Source organism: Cupriavidus pampae, from assembly GCF_914271485.1.
Taxonomy (GTDB): domain Bacteria; phylum Pseudomonadota; class Gammaproteobacteria; order Burkholderiales; family Burkholderiaceae; genus Cupriavidus; species Cupriavidus pampae.
The window spans coordinates 339140-355489 of sequence record NZ_CAJZAG010000002.1 but is presented as its reverse complement, the minus strand read 5'-3'; the positions used below and the strand labels follow the sequence as shown (position 1 = coordinate 355489).

The following is a 16350-nucleotide window of genomic DNA, read 5'->3' as shown; positions in this document are numbered from 1 at the left end:
CTACTTTGCAAAGGACGGACCCACTCGTGACTACGCGGATCCATCATCTGCTCGACCACTGGCTGATGCAGGCCCCCGACCAGCCGTTTATCCACCTGCCGGACGGTCGCAGCCTGACGTTCGCGGACCTCGATGCCCTGACGCGCGTGGCGGAGGCGGAGTTGCGCGCGCAGCGCGTGCGCCCCGGCGACCGCGTGATGGTGGTGGCCGAGAACTGCCCCGAGCATGCCGCATTGATCCTCGCGTGCAGCCGCGTCGGCGCATGGTCGTGCGGCGTCAACGCGCGCATGGCGCCCGGGGAGGTCGACACGTTCGTCACACGCGCCGATGCACGTGTGGTGTATTTCACGGCCGATGCCTCGCGCGCGGCCGCCGCCCACGCACAGCGTCTTCACGCCACCCCTTCGGCATTGGCCGGGCTTGCACACAGCCCGGTGCGTGAAGACGCCACGCAGGAGGAGGCGCCGTTACGCGACCAGGTGGCATCGCTGATCTTCACCTCCGGTACCACGGGGCAGCCCAAGGGCGTGATGCTGACCCACGACGCGCTGATCCACTTTGCGCGCGTGACGCGCGAGGCTCGCGCGCTCGATGCCAACGACCGTCTCTATGCGTTCGTGCCGATGACGCATATCTTCGGCCTCGGCACCGTGCTGCTGAGCTCGTTGCTGGCTGGCGCGCAACTGGTCATGCGGCCGCAGTTCGATCCCGATGACCTGCTGCACGCGCTCGCGCATCACGGCATTTCGCAGCTGCAGGGGCCACCAACGCTGTTCTCGCGACTGCTTACGCATCTGCAGGAGCGTGGCATCGCGCGTCCCGACGCACCCGCGCTGCGTTATCTCTACACCGGCGCCGGCCCGCTCGATCTCTCGCTCAAGCAACGCGTGGAGGCGATGTTCGGACTCGCGCTCCATCATGGGTATGGCCTGTCCGAATATGCGGGCTCCGTGCATGTGACGCGACTGGGCGAGCATCGCCCCGACACCAGCGCGGGCTACGCGGTTGCGGAGGCCGAGGTCTGCGTGGTCGATCCGGTCTCCGGCAAGGCGCTGCCGAATGGTGAGCGTGGCGAACTGTGGCTGCGGGGCAGGGGACTGATGCCCGGCTATTTCCGCGATGCCGTTGCCACGCTGGGCGTGATGCGCGAAGGCGGCTGGTACGCGAGTGGCGATCTTGGCGAAATGCACGCGGATGGCGCGTTGTTCGTGGTCGGACGTCTCAAGGAAATGATCATCCGTTCGGGCTTCAACGTCTATCCGGCCGAGGTGGAGAACGCGATCAACACACATCCGAGCATCCAGCGCTCGGCCGTGGTCGGCCGCGCCGAACGCGACGGTAATGAGGAAATCGTGGCATTCGTGGAGTTGCGTCCCGGTGCGTTGCTGGAGGTGGGCGCGCTGCAGCATCACCTGCGCGATCGTCTGGCGCCGTACAAGCGACCGGCGCAGATCGTGGCGCTGACGGAACTGCCCACCAACCACAACGGCAAGATCCTCAAGCGCGTGCTGCAGGAGCAGGCCGGCGCGATGTAGACCGCAGTCACGTAGTTAACGACCACACCTATAAGACCCAAAGGAGACGCTGCATGGAAACCCTCGATACCTTTACGATGCGAAGGCGGCTATTGGCCGCCGGCCTGCTCGGCATGGTTGCGCATCCCCTGTCCGCGCTGGCCGCCGATCCGTGGCCGACCAAGCCAGTCAAGTTGATCGTGCCATTTCCAGCCGGCGGCCCGGTGGACAGCACCGCGCGCATCGTGGGCCAGCGCCTGGGTGAAATCTGGAAGACCTCGGTGGTCATCGACAATCGCGCGGGTGCTGGCGGCACCATTGGCGCGGCGATCGCGGCGAAGGAAGCGCCTGACGGCTATGGCCTGTTCGTCGGCTCGATTCATCATGCCGTCAACGTGACGTTGATGGGTAATCTGTCCTATGACATCGAACGCGACTTTGCGCCGATCAGCTTTGCCGCGTTGTTCCCGGTGTTCGTGTGCGCGCATCCGTCGGTGCCGGCCAACAATATCCGTGAGCTGATTGCCTACGCGAAGAAGGGCGAGCGGCCGCTGGCCTACGGCTCATCCGGCAATGGCGGTGGCACGCACCTGGCGGGCGAGTTGTTCAACATGGAAGCTGGCACCAAGTTGCAACACATTCCGTACAAAGGCAGTGGTCCGGCGATGAACGATCTGCTCGGGGGGCAGGTGCAACTGATGTTCAGCGACGCACCGACTGCGCTGCAACATATCAAGTCGGGACGCATCAAGGTGCTCGGCGTTGCCAGCCGCCAGCGCTCGCATATGCTGCCGGACGTGCCGACCGTCGCCGAATCGGGGCTGCCGGGCTACGAAGCGTATTCGTGGGCCGCACTGTTCGCGCCGGCCAATACGCCGAAGCCGATTCTCGATCGCATCAACGCGGACTTCAACGTGGCGACGAACGATCCGGCCGTGCGGCAGCGGCTGCTGCAGGCCGGTGCCGAAGCCGATCCGGGCACACAGGAGCAGATGCGTCAGCGCCTGCATGCCGAGATCGAGAAATGGCGCAAGGTGATAAAGACCGCGGGCATCACCGCGGGGTAGCAAACCTGCTCGACTTACTTCAATCGCCCGATGCGGCGGGCCACCGGTACAGCGGTGGCTCCTTTTCCTTGAAGCGGCGTACCGCTTCGCGATGGTAGTCGGTGGTGAACGCGATACCCTGACCCAGCGATTCCAGTTCCAGCATCGCACGCAGATCGCTGTCGAACGATTGCTGCAACGCGCGCTTGGTCATACCGAAGGCGGCCGGCGAAGCCCCACCCAGCCCACGCGCCAGTGCGTCCGCACGCGCATGCAGCGCGTCTTGCGGCACGATCTCGAGTACAAAGCCAAGCCGATGCGCCTCCTCTGCGCCCACCTCGCGCGCACTGAACACCAGCTCGCGTGCGCGGGCCATGCCCACCACGCGTGGCAGCGTATACAGCGCGCCGCAATCGGGCACCAGGCCAACTTTCATAAACGGCATGCAGAAACGCGCGCGCGGCGAGGCCACGATCAGGTCCGCGAGCAGCGCAAAGCTGAAACCGGCGCCGTAGGCCACGCCGTCGACCGCCGCCACGACCGGGCGATCAAGATCGGCGAGCATGGCGATCCAGCCGTGCAGATCGTCCATGCGATCGCGTCCCGCATCCGCGGCGGTGACGTTCATTGCGCGGATGTCGCCACCGGCGCAGAAATCCGTGCCCGCGCCGCGCAGTACCACCGCGCGTACCGTGCGGTCTGCGCGAATGTGATAGACCGCGTCACGCAGCGCATCGCGCATCGGGCCATTGAGCGCATTCTTCTGCTGCGGACGATTCAGCGTGAGCGTGGCCACGCCGTCATCGATCTCCACAAGTAAGGGATCAGTTTCCGTCATTGTTTGGTTGGCCATTGGTGTGTTCCGTCATTCTTCAAGCCAACAGCTTGAACGATGTCACGCACGCTGGCTATTTGCATGTTTCGATGCCAGCGTTCCAATCGTGCGAAGCAACCCGTCCTTTCGGGTAAGTGCGAGCATCGACGGAGTGCGCTTTCGGGAGATAATCGGCGATTATTCAGGAGACGACCGTCATGCGCTTCGATCTGGTGGATCTGAATCTGTTCACGCACATCGCGGAGGCCAGCAGTGTGACCCGCGGTGCGGAACGCTGCCATCTGTCGCTGCCTGCGGCGAGCACCCGGATCAAGAACCTCGAGGAGCAGATTGGCGTCAAGCTGCTGAGCCGCAGCAGCCAGGGCGTCAAGGTGACGCCCGCCGGTGAAACACTGCTGGCCCACGCGCGGCGCGTGCTGCGCCAGATCGAGCAACTGAGCGGCGATCTCCAGGAATTTGCTTCGGGCATCAAGGGTCATATCCGCGTGTTCGCGAACACCACGGCAATGAGCGAGTTCCTGCCCGGCGTGCTGCGCACCTACCTCGTCAACCATCCGAACGTGACCGTCGATATCCGCGAGCGCCTGAGCCCGGACGTCGTCCGCGCGGTGCAGGAAGGCATGGTCGATATCGGCATCGCCGCAGGTGTCATGCACACAGAGGGGCTCGAGGTCATGCCCTATCGCGTGGATCGACTGGTGCTGGCCACCGCGCTCAGTCATCCGCTGGCGCAGAAGAAGCGCGTGCGCTACGCCGATACGCTCGAGTACGACTTTGTCGGACTGCCCGAGGAGAGTGCGATCCACAACTTCCTCAAACGCGCGGCCGCGGATCTGCAACGCACACTGCATTGGCGCATTCAGGTCAGCAATTTCGAGACGGCGGGTCGCATGATCGAGGCCAATGTCGGTATTGGCGTGCTGCCGGAGAGCACCGCCCGACGCCATGCGCAGACCATGGCGCTGAGTATCGTGCAGTTGCAGGACGACTGGGCCGAACGCAATCTGCAGATCTGCGTTGCCGACCTCGCCGCGTTGCCGGCCTTCGCGCGCAAGCTCGTGGATCTGCTGGTCGAAGACGGCATGCGAGGGCCAGCCTGACGCTTCTACGTCAGGCTCTAGATCAACTCGCCAATCATGCCGCGCAGTTGATGCTTGTGTAGCTTGCCGCTAGGCGTGGTCGGAATGGCAGCAACCCGGACGATACGTGCGGGGCGCTTGTACGGTGACAGTCGTTCTGCCAGATGCGCGTGCAATGCCGCTTCGTCGAACGTCTCGCCTTCGCGCAACTCCACAAACGCGATGATCTCCTCGTTGCCATCGGTGGTGGCATTGCCGACCACCGCCGACAGCCGCACTGACGGATGAGAATTGATCACTGACTCCACCTCGATCGGATAGACATTGAAGCCCGAGCGGATGATCAGGTCGCGCGTGCGGCCCACGATAAACACCGCGCCGTCGGCATCGATGCGCCCGATATCGCCGGTATTGAGCCAGCCATCGGGACGCAGGGCCTCCGCGGTCTGGGCGGGCTGGCGGTAATAGCCGTGCATCACGCCCGGTCCCTTGACCCACAGCTCGCCCGGTGTGCCGGCTGGCAACGGTTCGCCGTTCGGACCCACCACGCGTAATTCGGCGCCTTCCACCACCTCGCCGGCCGCGCAATCGTCGCGCGGACGATCCATGCGTGTGATCACAAGCGATCCCGCATACTCCGTCATGCCATAGCCATGGTGCAGCGGCTGACCAAACATTGCCTCCACATTACGTTTCAGCGTGGGTTCAAGCGGGCCACCGCCCGTATACAGATAGCGCAGTCGAGAAGAGTGCAGGGTGTCGACGCCCTGTGTACGCAGGTACGCGAGCATGCGGCTGAACATCGCGGGTACACCCTGCAGAATCGAGATCGCATCGCGCTGCAACGCCGCGCACGCATCGGCCACGTTGAAGCGCGCCACCAGATAGAGACTGCCACCGGCCTGAAATGTCGCCAGCAGCAAGGTCGCGAGCCCGAAGATATGGGACATCGGCATGACCGCATAGGCGCAGTCGCCGGGATGCATACGCCGATTCTCGACCGTGACGCGCGCGTAATGCAGCAGGCCGCGATGCGTGACCATGACGCCCTTGGGCTGGCCCGTGGTGCCGGACGTGTAGATCAGCGCGGCGACATCATTGGCCAGCGCCTCGGGTTCCGCGACGCTGTGTCGATCGGGATCAGCCGCCATCAGCGGACCGAGCCCCCGCGGCGCAATCTCGCGCGCGCGATAACGCAGGCCGTGACGCAATGCGTCCGGCGAGGCCGCATGTGTGAACAGCATCAGCCGCGGCGTGCAATGCGCGCGAATTTCCTCGATCTCTCGCGTGGTCAGGCGCGCGTTGGTCACCACGGGCCATGCGCCAAGCTCCGACAACGCAAAGATCGTAGTGACGAGCGCCAGCGAGTTCTCGCCGACGATCATCACGCGATCGCCGCGACCGACGCCTTGCGCTCGCAGATATTCCTGCGCGTGCCCGATGTCCTCCCATAACCGCGCGAACGTGACGGTGCGCTCGCCTTCGTAGACGGCCACATCGTCGGGCGCGCGTGCGGCACGATGGCGGGGAATGTCGCTGATGCGTTTTGCGATGTCGGGTTGTGTCACGAGTGTTCTCACCATTGTTGCAACATCGTTTATCACATCGTTTATCACATCGTTTATCACATCGTTTATCACAACTACTCTGCCTCGATATTGGCGGTCTTCACCACGTTGCCCCATAGCGCGAGCTCCTTGCGAATACGCGCCTGCAGCGCGGCAGGTCCCGCGACGTTGAGATCGTAGCCTACAGCCGACATCCGATCGCGGAACGCGGGGTCGTGCCCGACCGCCTGCTGCGCCTTGACCAGAACGTCAGTGACATCCGCCGGCATACCGGGCGGGCCGATCAAGGCGTACCAGCCGGTGAGGTCGTACTTCTTGAGCCCCGACTCCACCAACGTCGGCACGGTCGGCAGCGCCGCGTTGCGCTCCTTCGACGTAACGGCAAGCGCGCGTACCTTGCCGCCGTTGATATGCCCGACGGCGGTGCCGGTGATGTCGAACATGAACGTGACCTTGCCACTCATCACATCGGCCATCGCCGGCGCATTGCCCTTGTAGGGCACATGCAGCATCTTGACGCCCGTCATCTGCGCGAGCAACTCGGCCGACAGGTGATTCGACGCGCCCACGCCTGCAGAGCCGTAGCTGACCTCGCCCGGATGCTTGCGCGCGTACGACACCAGTTCATCGACGTTTTTCGCCGGGAAATCCTTGTTGATCAGCAGCACGTTGGTGTAGTCGGTGATCAGCCCGACATACGTGAAATCCTGCGCGGGCCGGAAGCTGACCGACTTCTGCACCAACGGCGTCATGGTCATGGTCGGGCTGGCCACGAAATAGACCGTATAGCCGTCCGCCTTGGCGTTCATGGTCATTCCGGCGGCAATCGCACCACTGGCGCCGGGACGGTTGTCCACGATCACCGGTTGCTTGATCACGCGGCCGAGGTAATCCGCGTAGATGCGCGCCGCGGTATCCACCGGTCCGCCCGGGGCATAGCCGACCAGCAGCCGCACCGGCCGCGAGGGATAGGCATCGGCCAGCGCCGCCCCATGTACTAGCGCCAGCATCGCGCCGGTGAGTATCAATCGCAGCATGTCTCCTCCTGTTTTTTTGTTTGAGGCAGAGGAGACTGTGCGACACGCCTGCCGTGCAGGCAATTTTCATTTGCGGAAGGGCACCTTCGAGGATGCGATAAGCGGGACGGTCAGGCCGCCTCCGCCGGGCGGGCATCGGTCAACCAATCGGGTGCATGATGTGACGCGTGCGGTGGCGTGAGAGGCTTTGCCGCATCCGGCAACAAGCCACCGGTATCACTCGGATACCCGGCCGCGGCGTATTGCCGACCCTTCGCCGCGAAATAAGCGCGCACCCATGCATAGCGCTCGCCGTCCTTCGGCAGGCCGACCGCCTCCGAGATCGTAGCCAGACTGATGGTCCGCCCGCGCGCGCCCCAGTTGCCCTCGGTCACCTCGTCGATCACGACCAGAATGCTGGCGCCCGCATCGGGATGATCCGCACCGCCGAGCACGCCAAGGATGGCGCCATTGACGGCCGCATGTACCTCCGACTTGTGCGCCGCGTTCATATACCCCTCGGGAATCGTCACGTGCACGAGAAACTTGCCCGGTGGCGCCACCAGGCTGTTGTCGGTGCGGCCATCGATCCACCAGTTTTGCTCGTGAATCTCGTTGAAGAGGACCCACGCAAACGCGCGGCCGCCGTGGGTGCGGGCATTGCCTTCCATCACGAGCAGGACCTCGTTGAGGGCCTGGGCGATGGCGGCTTTCTGGGAGGGGCGCAGCGCGCCTTCGACATAGGTAACGTTCATGATCGGCATGATCGCGCTCCTTCAATAAGTGGTTTCAACAAGAAGAATGTCGCTGCGGCCGGCACCGGTACGGAACGCGAAGGCTTCACCACCGAACAGGGCCATGCTGTCGCGACGGGTCAGGCTGACATCCGCGCATTCGACCGAGCCTTCCAGGACAAACAGGTAGACGCCGTGGCCGGGTGAGGCCGGCTGATAGCGCTGCAACATGGGCCCATCCGTCGACAGTCGCGAAACGCGTACGTCCTGCGGTATCGGCAGCGCGCCGGGGGCATCGCCGACCAGCGTGACCATGCGGTTGCGCGAGGTTTCTTCCACGTAGCGCGCGTGGTGATACGTCGGTGGCAGCAGCAGCTCGTTCGGCAGGAACCAGATATAGATGACCCGCATGTCCTCGCTCTTGAGGTTCAGCTCGGCATGCTTGCCGCCCGATCCCGCCGAGAACACGTAGTAATCGCCGGGATGCAACTGATCGACATTGCCCACCGTATTGACGTGCGTGAGCTCGCCCTCGAGCACGAACGCGCAGATCAGGAAGTCGTGGTGCGGATGCATGTTGTAGCCGCAGCCCGCGCCGCTGAACACTTCCTCGCCAAACACGCGTATCGGCCCGAAACCCGTGCGGCCCGACTGGTAATCGGCGAAGTTGAAGCTCGAATGTCGGCTCAGGATGGCATCGGGATGCCCGGCCACATACGACGAGGTCTCTCCCGTCGACAGGTATTGCTGAAAGCAGCGCTCGCTGTCGCGCAGCACGAAGTTTTCCGGCGGACGTGCGGGCAGGGGCTTGCGTGCCGCGACCGGTTCGGGCTCGTGCGCATAGGGCAGCTCGACCATTTCGAACCGCGCCTTCGGCGTCCCGCAGTCGGGGCACACCCAATCCTCAGGGATGTCTTCCCAGCGCGTACCGGCCGCCAGGCCATGTTCAGGTAGCCCCTCCGCCTCGTCGTAGGCAAAGCCGCAGCCCAGGCAGACGAGTCGCTTCAATCGATCGTTGTTCATGTCTTATCTACTCCACTTTTATGAGGTATGCGCTGAATCTAGTAGCGCGTGACACGTTATATAAAACGCTTTTTGATTGTGCAAGGACAAACTTATGGCAGCCGAACGCACCAATAAATGGGGGGAATGCGCGCGTTAACCCGGATGCGGCATAGTGTTCTACCGGCTACTATGCGCACAATACGTTGATATGATGTGTGACGCGCTACTAAAACCATGAAGCAAGTTGTCGGTTACTGCACACTGTGCCGATCCCGCTGCGGATCGCTGAACGAGATAGATGACGAGGGCCATTTGGTGCAGGTACTGCCGCTGGCTGGGCATCCCACGGGCGGCGCGCTATGCGCGAAGGGCCGAGCCGCACCCGAACTCGTCGCGAGTCCGTTGCGGCTGACGCGGCCGTTGCGGCGTACGACGCCGCGCGGCGCGGCCGATCCGCAATGGCGTGAGATCTCGTGGGACGAAGCGCTCGGCGAGATCGCGGAACGCCTGCTTGTCGAACGCGCGCGCCATGGCGCCGAGTCGGTCGCGTTCGCGGTGACCACGCCCAGCGGTACGCCGATGGTTGACAGCTTCGAATGGGTCGAACGGTTTATCCGCTGCTATGGCAGCCCCAACCTGCTGTACGCGGTGGAGATCTGCGGCTGGCACAAGGACTATGCGCATGCATTGACGTTCGGCCGCGGCATTGGTGTGCCGGACCTCGACCATGCCGATGTCGTGGTGCTATGGGGCCACAACCCGGCGCGCACCTGGCTGGCGCAGGCCTCGCGCGTGGCGGCCGCGCGCCAGCGTGGGGCCAGGGTCGTGGTGATCGATCCCAAGCAGGACGGCTCTGGCCAGCAGGCCGATCTGTGGCTGCCGGTGCGGCCCGGTGCCGATGCCGCGTTGGCGCTCGGCGCGATTCGCCATCTGATTGCGACGCAAAGCTTCGATGCGGCGTTCGTGCGGGACTGGACCAATGCACCGTTGCTCGTCGATCTCGATACGCAGCGTCTGCTGCGTGCGGCGGACTTGTGGGAAGAGTCGGAAGGGTTGGACGAGTTGAACGACAGGGGCGAGGGCGAACGCTATGTGGTCCGCACGCAGGGTGGCGAGCTGCGGCCATTCGATCCGTCCGCGCCGTTCCACGACGAGGACGTGGCATTGCAGAGCGCAGGCGAATGCCGCGACCGGCATGGCCACACGCGCCGCTACGCCAGCGTGCTGCACGCGCTTGCGCGCCACGTAGACGCTTATACGCCCGAGCACGTGGCGAATATCACCTGGGTCCCGCGCGAGCAGATCGAGCAATTCAACGCGCTGTTTATGCACGCGCCGCGTCTGGCTTATCACGCATGGACCGGTGTTGGCCAGCATACCAACGCCACGCAGACCGAGCGTGCGATCGCCACGCTGTACGCCCTGACCGGCGCGTGCGATCGCGAGGGCGGCAATCTGTGGACCAGTCCGCCGCCGTATCGCACCGTCAACGACTACACGCAGTTGCTGCCGGCGACGCAGCGCGCCAAGGCGCTCGGGCTCGCGGAGCTGCCGCTCGGGCCCCCGCGGCATGGGTGGATCACCGCGCGCGATCTGGCGCGCGCCGTGCTCGACGGTGAACCGTATCGCGTGCGGACCCTGGTCAGCTTTGGCACCAACCTCGTGGTCACGCAGGCCGATGCCGCGCGCAATCGGCGCATGCTCGATGCGCTCGACTTCCACGTGCACGTCGATATGTTCATGAACCCGACCGCGGAACATGCGGATCTGGTGTTGCCGGCCAATCTGCCGTGGGAGCGCGAGGCGCTCAAGTGTGGTTTCGAGATTTCGCAGGCAGCCGTCGAACACGTGCAACTGCGCCCGCGCATGGTCACCCCGCCGGGCGAGGCGCGCGCCGATTACGAGATCGTGATGGCGCTGGCCGCGCGCATGGGCATGCGGGATCAGATGTTCGGTGGCAGCATCGAGGCAGGGTGGGATCATCAACTCGCACCGCTTGGGATAACGGTGGACGATCTGCGCCGGCAGCCGGAAGGGCTGCGTTTTCCGCAGCCGATTGCGCGCGAGAAGTACACCGTCGCGGGTTTCGCCACGCCTACGCGTCGTGTCGAGCTGTACGTTGAGGCGCTGCAGGACATCGGCCAGCCGCCACTGCCGACGTTCGTCGAACCCGCGCAGCATCCGGGCGTGTTGCATCCCGTTCCGCAGACCGCCTACCCAACCGTGCTCACCACCGCCAAAAGCGGCTGGTACGTGCATTCATCGCACCGGCACGTCGCGTCGCTGCGCCGCAAGGCTCCAGCGCCGCAGATCCAGATCGGCGCCGGCTTCGCCGCAACCATCGGCGTGCACAACGGCGACTGGATGCGCGTGGTCACACGGCTCGGTACGGTACGTCTGCAGGCGCGCATCGACGCGTCGCTGCACGATCAGGTAGCCGTGGCCGAGTTCGGCTGGTGGCAGGGATGCGAGCCGCTCGGCCATGCCGATACCGCCGCGCACGGTGTCGCCACCTCGAACATCAACGCCATTCTCAGCGATGACGAGCGCGACCCCGTCAGCGGTTCGGTGCCCTTGCGTGCAACGATGTGCCGCATCGAACCCGACCTCGCCGCCAATCACGGCGCATGGCCCGGCGCGCGCGCATTCCGTATCGTCGCCAAGCAGCGCATGGTCGAGGATGTCGAGCGCTTCGACTTCGCTCCCGAAGATGGTGGCCCGTTGCCGGACTTCCTGCCGGGGCAGCACGTGGTGGTGTCGTTGCCAGACCAGGACACCCGTCGCGCGTATTCATTGATCGGCCCCAATCTGTCGCCGCGTGAATTGTCGATCGCTGTGCGGCTGGCCCGCACGGCAGACCATCCGCCGGGCCGCATGTCGTCGCGGCTACATGAACTCGATGTCGGCGCCACCGTGCTGTTGTCCACGCCAGCGGGCGTGTTCACGATTCCCACGCAGACGCCGCGGCCGATTGTGCTGGTGGCCGGCGGCATCGGCATCACGCCATTCGTCGGCCATCTGGAAGCATTGGCTCAACGTCGCGCGCGCGGCCATGCCACGCCGCCCGTCGTGCTGGTGCATCTGGCGCGGCCCGGCGTCGCGCATCCGTTCGCTAAAGTGCTTGAACAACTGGCGGCGCGCATTGGCAATGTAGAGCTGTTCTTTGCGCACGGTACGTCAGCCCCCGAGCTCTCGATGCTCACCGACGCCCTGGTCGCGCAACGCCCACTGGCCTACCTGTGTGGCGCGCCGGGTTTCCTGAGCAACGTGCGCGCGGCCTTGAAGGGCAGGGGCCTGCCCGATTTCGACATCTTCGAGGAAACGTTCTCCGCCGACGTGCAGATACCCCGCACGCTCGCGCCGCGATCGGTACGCGTGCTCGATGCCGGTGCCGGCGCAGGGCCCGACGCAGAAGCGGATTCCGCTCGCACCTTCGAATGGTCCCCCGCCTGCGGCACGGTGCTCGACGCCGCCGAGCAGGCCGGCGTGCGGTTGCCCAATGGCTGCCGCGTGGGCCAGTGCGAGAGCTGCGTGATGACCGTCGTCGAAGGCAAGGTCGCCCATATGACGCCATGGGACGGCCCGCCCGATCGCTGCCTGACCTGCATGGCTGTACCGCTAACCCCCATCGTGTTGCGCCGATAGCCACGGCGCCCGAGATCCCCCACCACGTTTATCGCAACGAGGCATATCATGTCCCAACCGCAATCCCGGCCGGCCGCAGACCTGGCGCCCGCCACCACCTCCATGGAGCGCTTTTCGCAGGCCATCGTCGCCTGGGCCGAGAAATGGTTTCCGGATGCCTACGTGTTCGTGGTCGTCGCCTGCGCCGTGGTCGGGCTGGGCGCCGTGCTGCACAGCGGCAATCCGATGGCCACGAGCAAGGCGTTCGGCGACGGCTTCTGGAGCATCATCCCGTTCACGATGCAGATGACGATGGTTGCCATCACCGGCTATGTGCTGGCGATGTCGCCACCGGTGGCCGCGCTGTTGCGCCGGCTCGCGCAGATTCCCAGGACGTCGCGCGGTGCGATCGTCTTCGTGGGCGTACTCAGCATCGCGCTATCGCTGGTCAACTGGGGGCTCAGCCTGATCTTCTCGGGGCTGCTGGTGCGCGAGATGGCGCGGCGACGATCGCTGATGCTCGACTATCGCGCGGCCGGTGCCGCTGCCTACCTTGGTATGGGCTGCGGCTTTACGCTCGGCATGAGTTCTTCGGCCGCGCAATTGCAGGCCACGCCGGCCAGCATTCCGGCGTCGCTGCTGCCGATTACCGGCGTGATCGGTTTCAGCGAGACCATCCTCACGTGGCAGAACCTGCTGGTAATCGTGCTCGTGACAGTGGTCTCGGCGGTAATCTGCCATATGACCGCGCCCAGTCGCAGCGCCACGCGGACCGCCGAGGATCTCGGCGTGGAGCTCGAGGATGACCATCTGACCCCCTCGCAGCGCAAGCGTCCCGGCGACTTCCTCGAGTTCAGCCCGGTGCTGACGATCGTGGTGGTGCTGCTGGCCGCAGGCTGGCTGTGGAACGCGTTCCGCAGCGGCAATCCGTTTATCACGATGTCGCAGCTCAACACGTACAACTTCGTGTTCCTGCTGCTGGGCCTGCTGCTGCACTGGCGTCCGCGCAGCTTCCTCGAAAGCTTCGTGCGTGCGATGCCGAGCGTCGGGGGCGTGCTGCTGCAGTTTCCGTTCTACGGCGGTATCGGCTACATGCTGACCAAGGTCGGCAATGCGCAGGGCGTGACGCTGTCCGACGAGATTGCGCACTGGTTCGTCAGTCTTGCGCATGACTCGGGCATTTTCTCGGTGCTGGTGGGTATCTACTCGGCGGTGCTGGGCTTCTTTATCCCGTCGGCCGGTGGCAAGTGGGTTATCGAGGCGCCGTACATCATGACCGCCGCCAACGATCTGCACGCGCACCTTGGCTGGACCGTGATGGTCTACAACATCGCGGAGACGTTGCCCAACTTTATCAATCCGTTCTGGATGTTGCCGCTGCTCGGCATTCTCAAGCTCAAGTCGAAAGATCTGGTCGGGTACACGGCCGTGCAGTTCCTGATCCATACCCCGATCGTGATTACGGTGGCGGCGCTGCTGATGGCGACCTTCAGCTATCACCCGCCTGTGATCCCCGCGCATTGATGAACTCGATCTGACCAGAGCTTGAATACCATGAACATCACTAACGAAACTGTCCTCAACTACGCGCCCGACTCTGCTGAACGCGCGGACCTGCGCGCCGCGCTGGCGCACCACGCCGGCCTGATCACCGAGATTCCGCTTGTTATCGATGGCCAGCGCCTGCGTGGCAGCGGCGCGCAACCGTTATGCGCCCCGCACGACCATCGCCGCCAACTGGCCACGGTGAGCCAGGCCGGTCCGGCCGACGTGCAGCGTGCGATTGCCGCCGCGGTGGCCGCGCAAGTCGAGTGGGCCGCGATGCCATTCGATCAACGCGCGGCCATCTTTTTGCGTGCCGCGGACCTGCTCGCCGGACCATGGCGCCAGAAGCTCAATGCCGCGACGATGCTCGGGCAGAGCAAGACCGCGTACCAGGCGGAGATCGATTCGGCATGCGAGCTGATCGATTTCCTTCGCTTTAACGTGGCGTTTGCTCGCGACCTGATGCAGCAGCAGCCGATCTCCGGCCCCGGCATGCGCAACGCGCTCGACTATCGGCCGCTCGAAGGCTTTGTCTATGCGGTTACGCCATTCAACTTCACGGCGATCGCGGGCAATCTGCCTTGCGCACCGGCCTTGCTCGGCAACACGGTCGTGTGGAAGCCCGCATTCACGGCGTCGCTGAGCAACTATCTGTTTATGGAGCTGCTGGAGGCCGCGGGACTGCCACCCGGCGTGATCAACTTCGTACCGGGCGCGGCGTCGTCGGTGTCAGAAGCCGTGCTCGACGCGCCGGACTTTGCGGGCCTGCACTTCACGGGCTCGACCGAGGTGTTCGACGCGCTATGGCAGCAGGTGGCTCAACGATTGCCGCGTTATCGCAGCTATCCGCGTCTGGTGGGCGAGACCGGTGGCAAGGACTTTGTGCTCGCGCACGCGTCGGCCGATGCCGATGCGGTTGCGGTGGCCTTGCTGCGCGGCGCGTTCGAGTATCAGGGGCAGAAGTGCAGCGCGGCATCGCGCGCGTATCTGCCGGCGTCGCTGTGGCCGAAGATCAAGGCGCGGCTGCTCGATGACCTCGCGACGGTCCGTATGGGCAATGTCGAGGACTTCTCGAACTTTATGGGCGCGGTGATCGATCGCAAGGCCTTCGATCGCATCGCGGGCCATATCGATCGCGCGCGCGCCGATGGCCATCGCGTGCTGGCGGGCGGCACCTATGACGACAGCGAAGGGTACTTTGTGAAGCCGACGGTGATCGAGGTCGACGATCCACAGGCCGTGACGATGCGCGAGGAGATCTTCGGGCCGGTGCTGTCGGTGATGGTGTATCCGGACCATACGTGGTCGGAGGTGTTGACCACCGTCGATACCACCAGTCCCTATGCGTTGACCGGCGCGGTGTTCGCCAACGATGCGCGCGCCCTTGCCCAGGCGAGTGCGCGGCTGCGCTTCAGCGCGGGCAACTTCTACCTCAACGACAAGCCCACGGGCGCGGTGGTGGGGCAGCAGCCGTTTGGTGGCGGACGGCGCAGCGGTACCAATGACAAGGCCGGTTCGATGTTGAACCTGCAGCGCTGGACCTCGCCGCGCACGGTCAAGGAGACGTGGGTGCCGGCGCAGGACTATCGGTATCCGTCGATGCGCTGACGGTCGATGCGCTAACCGTCAGGCCTGCTGCGCGAGCGCGGAGCGGAACAGCGGTTTCCACGCGAGGATATGGCGGCTGATCAGTTCACCGATCGCCGTCACGTCCTGGCGAATCGCCAGATCGACCATCTGGTAATGCTCCTGCACGGAGTCACGCTGACGCTGCTTGCCTTCGTCGGAGTCGATGCCATACAGGCGCATATCGTCGCGCAACTGCATGATGAGGCGGGTCAGCAGCGGATTGCCAAGCTGCGCCACCAGCGCCTCGTGAAACGCGCGGTCGGTAGCAATATAGCCAGCCACGTCACCGCGCTCGACCGCGCGACCGACGGCATCGGCGAGCTCGCGCACCGGCTTCGGATCCTTCAGGCCCTGACGCGCGAGAGACTCGAGCGCAAAGCGCTCCAGCAATTCGCGCATGGTGAACAGGTTGTCCAGCGCTTCCAGCGACAACGCCTCGACCCGAAAACCGCGATTGCGCATCGGTACGAGCAGGCCATTGCGGCTCAGTTCGAGTAGCGCTTCACGTACCGGTGTGGTCGACACACCGAGGTCATTGGCGAGGCCCGGCACCGAATACACCGTACCGGCAGGCGTGCGCCCGGACACGATCTCCGATCGCACACGTTCCACCACCTGCTCCCGCAGATTCGTGGCCCGAAGCTCTTGCATGGACTCCATGTTTTCCGAAAGGGTTGACCGCAAACGCTTGCAGTGTACCCGGTTTGGTGCAGTAGTGCGTGACGCGTTTTGGTGCTTTTTTCGTTCCCATGTCG

General features: G+C 64.5%; 12 protein-coding genes. 6 read left to right on the top strand and 6 right to left on the bottom strand.

Going from position 1 to position 16350, the window contains the following annotated elements:
* The first annotated feature begins 26 nt into the window (after nucleotides 1-26).
* Nucleotides 27-1535, top strand: coding sequence for a class I adenylate-forming enzyme family protein (locus LDO41_RS05890; RefSeq protein ID WP_223983145.1), 1509 nt, complete (start codon nucleotides 27-29; stop codon nucleotides 1533-1535).
* Nucleotides 1536-1588: 53 nt separating this feature from the next.
* Nucleotides 1589-2581, top strand: coding sequence for a tripartite tricarboxylate transporter substrate binding protein (locus LDO41_RS05885; protein WP_377741325.1), 993 nt, complete (start codon nucleotides 1589-1591; stop codon nucleotides 2579-2581).
* 19 nt (nucleotides 2582-2600) lie between these two features.
* Here the strand turns inward: LDO41_RS05885 and LDO41_RS05880 are convergent, their stop codons facing one another.
* Nucleotides 2601-3398: an enoyl-CoA hydratase/isomerase family protein gene (locus LDO41_RS05880; protein WP_223984247.1), complete on the bottom strand. Its 798-nt coding sequence runs from the start codon at nucleotides 3396-3398 to the stop codon at nucleotides 2601-2603.
* A 194-nt stretch (nucleotides 3399-3592) separates the two neighbouring features.
* On the opposite strand from LDO41_RS05880, the gene LDO41_RS05875 reads away from it, so the two are divergent.
* Nucleotides 3593-4495, top strand: coding sequence for a LysR family transcriptional regulator (locus LDO41_RS05875; protein ID WP_223983142.1), 903 nt, complete (start codon nucleotides 3593-3595; stop codon nucleotides 4493-4495).
* 17 nt (nucleotides 4496-4512) lie between these two features.
* Here the strand turns inward: LDO41_RS05875 and LDO41_RS05870 are convergent, their stop codons facing one another.
* The 4 genes from LDO41_RS05870 to LDO41_RS05855 form a co-directional block, all read right to left on the bottom strand.
* Complete coding sequence (locus LDO41_RS05870; protein WP_223983140.1) at nucleotides 4513-6042, bottom strand: class I adenylate-forming enzyme family protein; 1530 nt, start codon at nucleotides 6040-6042, stop codon at nucleotides 4513-4515.
* 74 nt (nucleotides 6043-6116) lie between these two features.
* Nucleotides 6117-7079: a Bug family tripartite tricarboxylate transporter substrate binding protein gene (locus LDO41_RS05865; RefSeq protein ID WP_223983137.1), complete on the bottom strand. Its 963-nt coding sequence runs from the start codon at nucleotides 7077-7079 to the stop codon at nucleotides 6117-6119.
* 110 nt (nucleotides 7080-7189) lie between these two features.
* Nucleotides 7190-7822, bottom strand: a complete 633-nt coding sequence (locus LDO41_RS05860) for a tautomerase family protein (protein WP_223983134.1) — start codon at nucleotides 7820-7822, stop codon at nucleotides 7190-7192.
* Between the two features lie 12 nt (nucleotides 7823-7834).
* Nucleotides 7835-8815 carry a rubredoxin gene (locus LDO41_RS05855; protein ID WP_290370866.1) on the bottom strand — a complete coding sequence of 327 codons (981 nt, stop codon included), beginning with the start codon at nucleotides 8813-8815 and terminating at the stop codon, nucleotides 7835-7837.
* Between the two features lie 297 nt (nucleotides 8816-9112).
* Here LDO41_RS05855 and LDO41_RS05845 point away from each other — a divergent pair, with 297 nt between their 5' ends.
* Genes LDO41_RS05845 through pruA form a run of 3 tightly spaced genes read left to right on the top strand, consistent with a single transcriptional unit; the run spans nucleotide 9113 to nucleotide 15574 of the window.
* A complete protein-coding gene (locus LDO41_RS05845) occupies nucleotides 9113-12442 on the top strand; it encodes a molybdopterin-dependent oxidoreductase (protein ID WP_223984241.1) in 3330 nt (1109 codons plus the stop codon).
* Between the two features lie 48 nt (nucleotides 12443-12490).
* Nucleotides 12491-13945: a short-chain fatty acid transporter gene (locus LDO41_RS05840; protein WP_223983131.1), complete on the top strand. Its 1455-nt coding sequence runs from the start codon at nucleotides 12491-12493 to the stop codon at nucleotides 13943-13945.
* A 30-nt stretch (nucleotides 13946-13975) separates the two neighbouring features.
* Nucleotides 13976-15574 (top strand): L-glutamate gamma-semialdehyde dehydrogenase, encoded by a 1599-nt coding sequence (gene pruA / locus LDO41_RS05835; protein WP_223983129.1) that lies wholly within the window; start codon nucleotides 13976-13978, stop codon nucleotides 15572-15574.
* A gap of 18 nt (nucleotides 15575-15592) precedes the next feature.
* Here pruA and LDO41_RS05830 read toward each other — a convergent pair whose 3' ends face one another.
* Nucleotides 15593-16255 (bottom strand): GntR family transcriptional regulator, encoded by a 663-nt coding sequence (locus LDO41_RS05830; RefSeq protein WP_318036274.1) that lies wholly within the window; start codon nucleotides 16253-16255, stop codon nucleotides 15593-15595.
* Nucleotides 16256-16350 lie beyond the last annotated feature (95 nt).

Coding starts and splice junctions, on each gene's coding strand:
- LDO41_RS05830 (WP_318036274.1), bottom strand. CDS start 16,255: ATGGAGTCCATGCAAGAGCTTCGGGCCACGAATCTGCGGGAGCAGGTG.
- LDO41_RS05885 (WP_377741325.1), top strand. CDS start 1,589: ATGGAAACCCTCGATACCTTTACGATGCGAAGGCGGCTATTGGCCGCC.
- LDO41_RS05840 (WP_223983131.1), top strand. CDS start 12,491: ATGTCCCAACCGCAATCCCGGCCGGCCGCAGACCTGGCGCCCGCCACC.
- LDO41_RS05860 (WP_223983134.1), bottom strand. CDS start 7,822: ATGCCGATCATGAACGTTACCTATGTCGAAGGCGCGCTGCGCCCCTCC.
- LDO41_RS05855 (WP_290370866.1), bottom strand. CDS start 8,815: ATGAACAACGATCGATTGAAGCGACTCGTCTGCCTGGGCTGCGGCTTT.
- LDO41_RS05865 (WP_223983137.1), bottom strand. CDS start 7,079: ATGCTGCGATTGATACTCACCGGCGCGATGCTGGCGCTAGTACATGGG.
- LDO41_RS05875 (WP_223983142.1), top strand. CDS start 3,593: ATGCGCTTCGATCTGGTGGATCTGAATCTGTTCACGCACATCGCGGAG.
- LDO41_RS05880 (WP_223984247.1), bottom strand. CDS start 3,398: ATGACGGAAACTGATCCCTTACTTGTGGAGATCGATGACGGCGTGGCC.
- pruA (WP_223983129.1), top strand. CDS start 13,976: ATGAACATCACTAACGAAACTGTCCTCAACTACGCGCCCGACTCTGCT.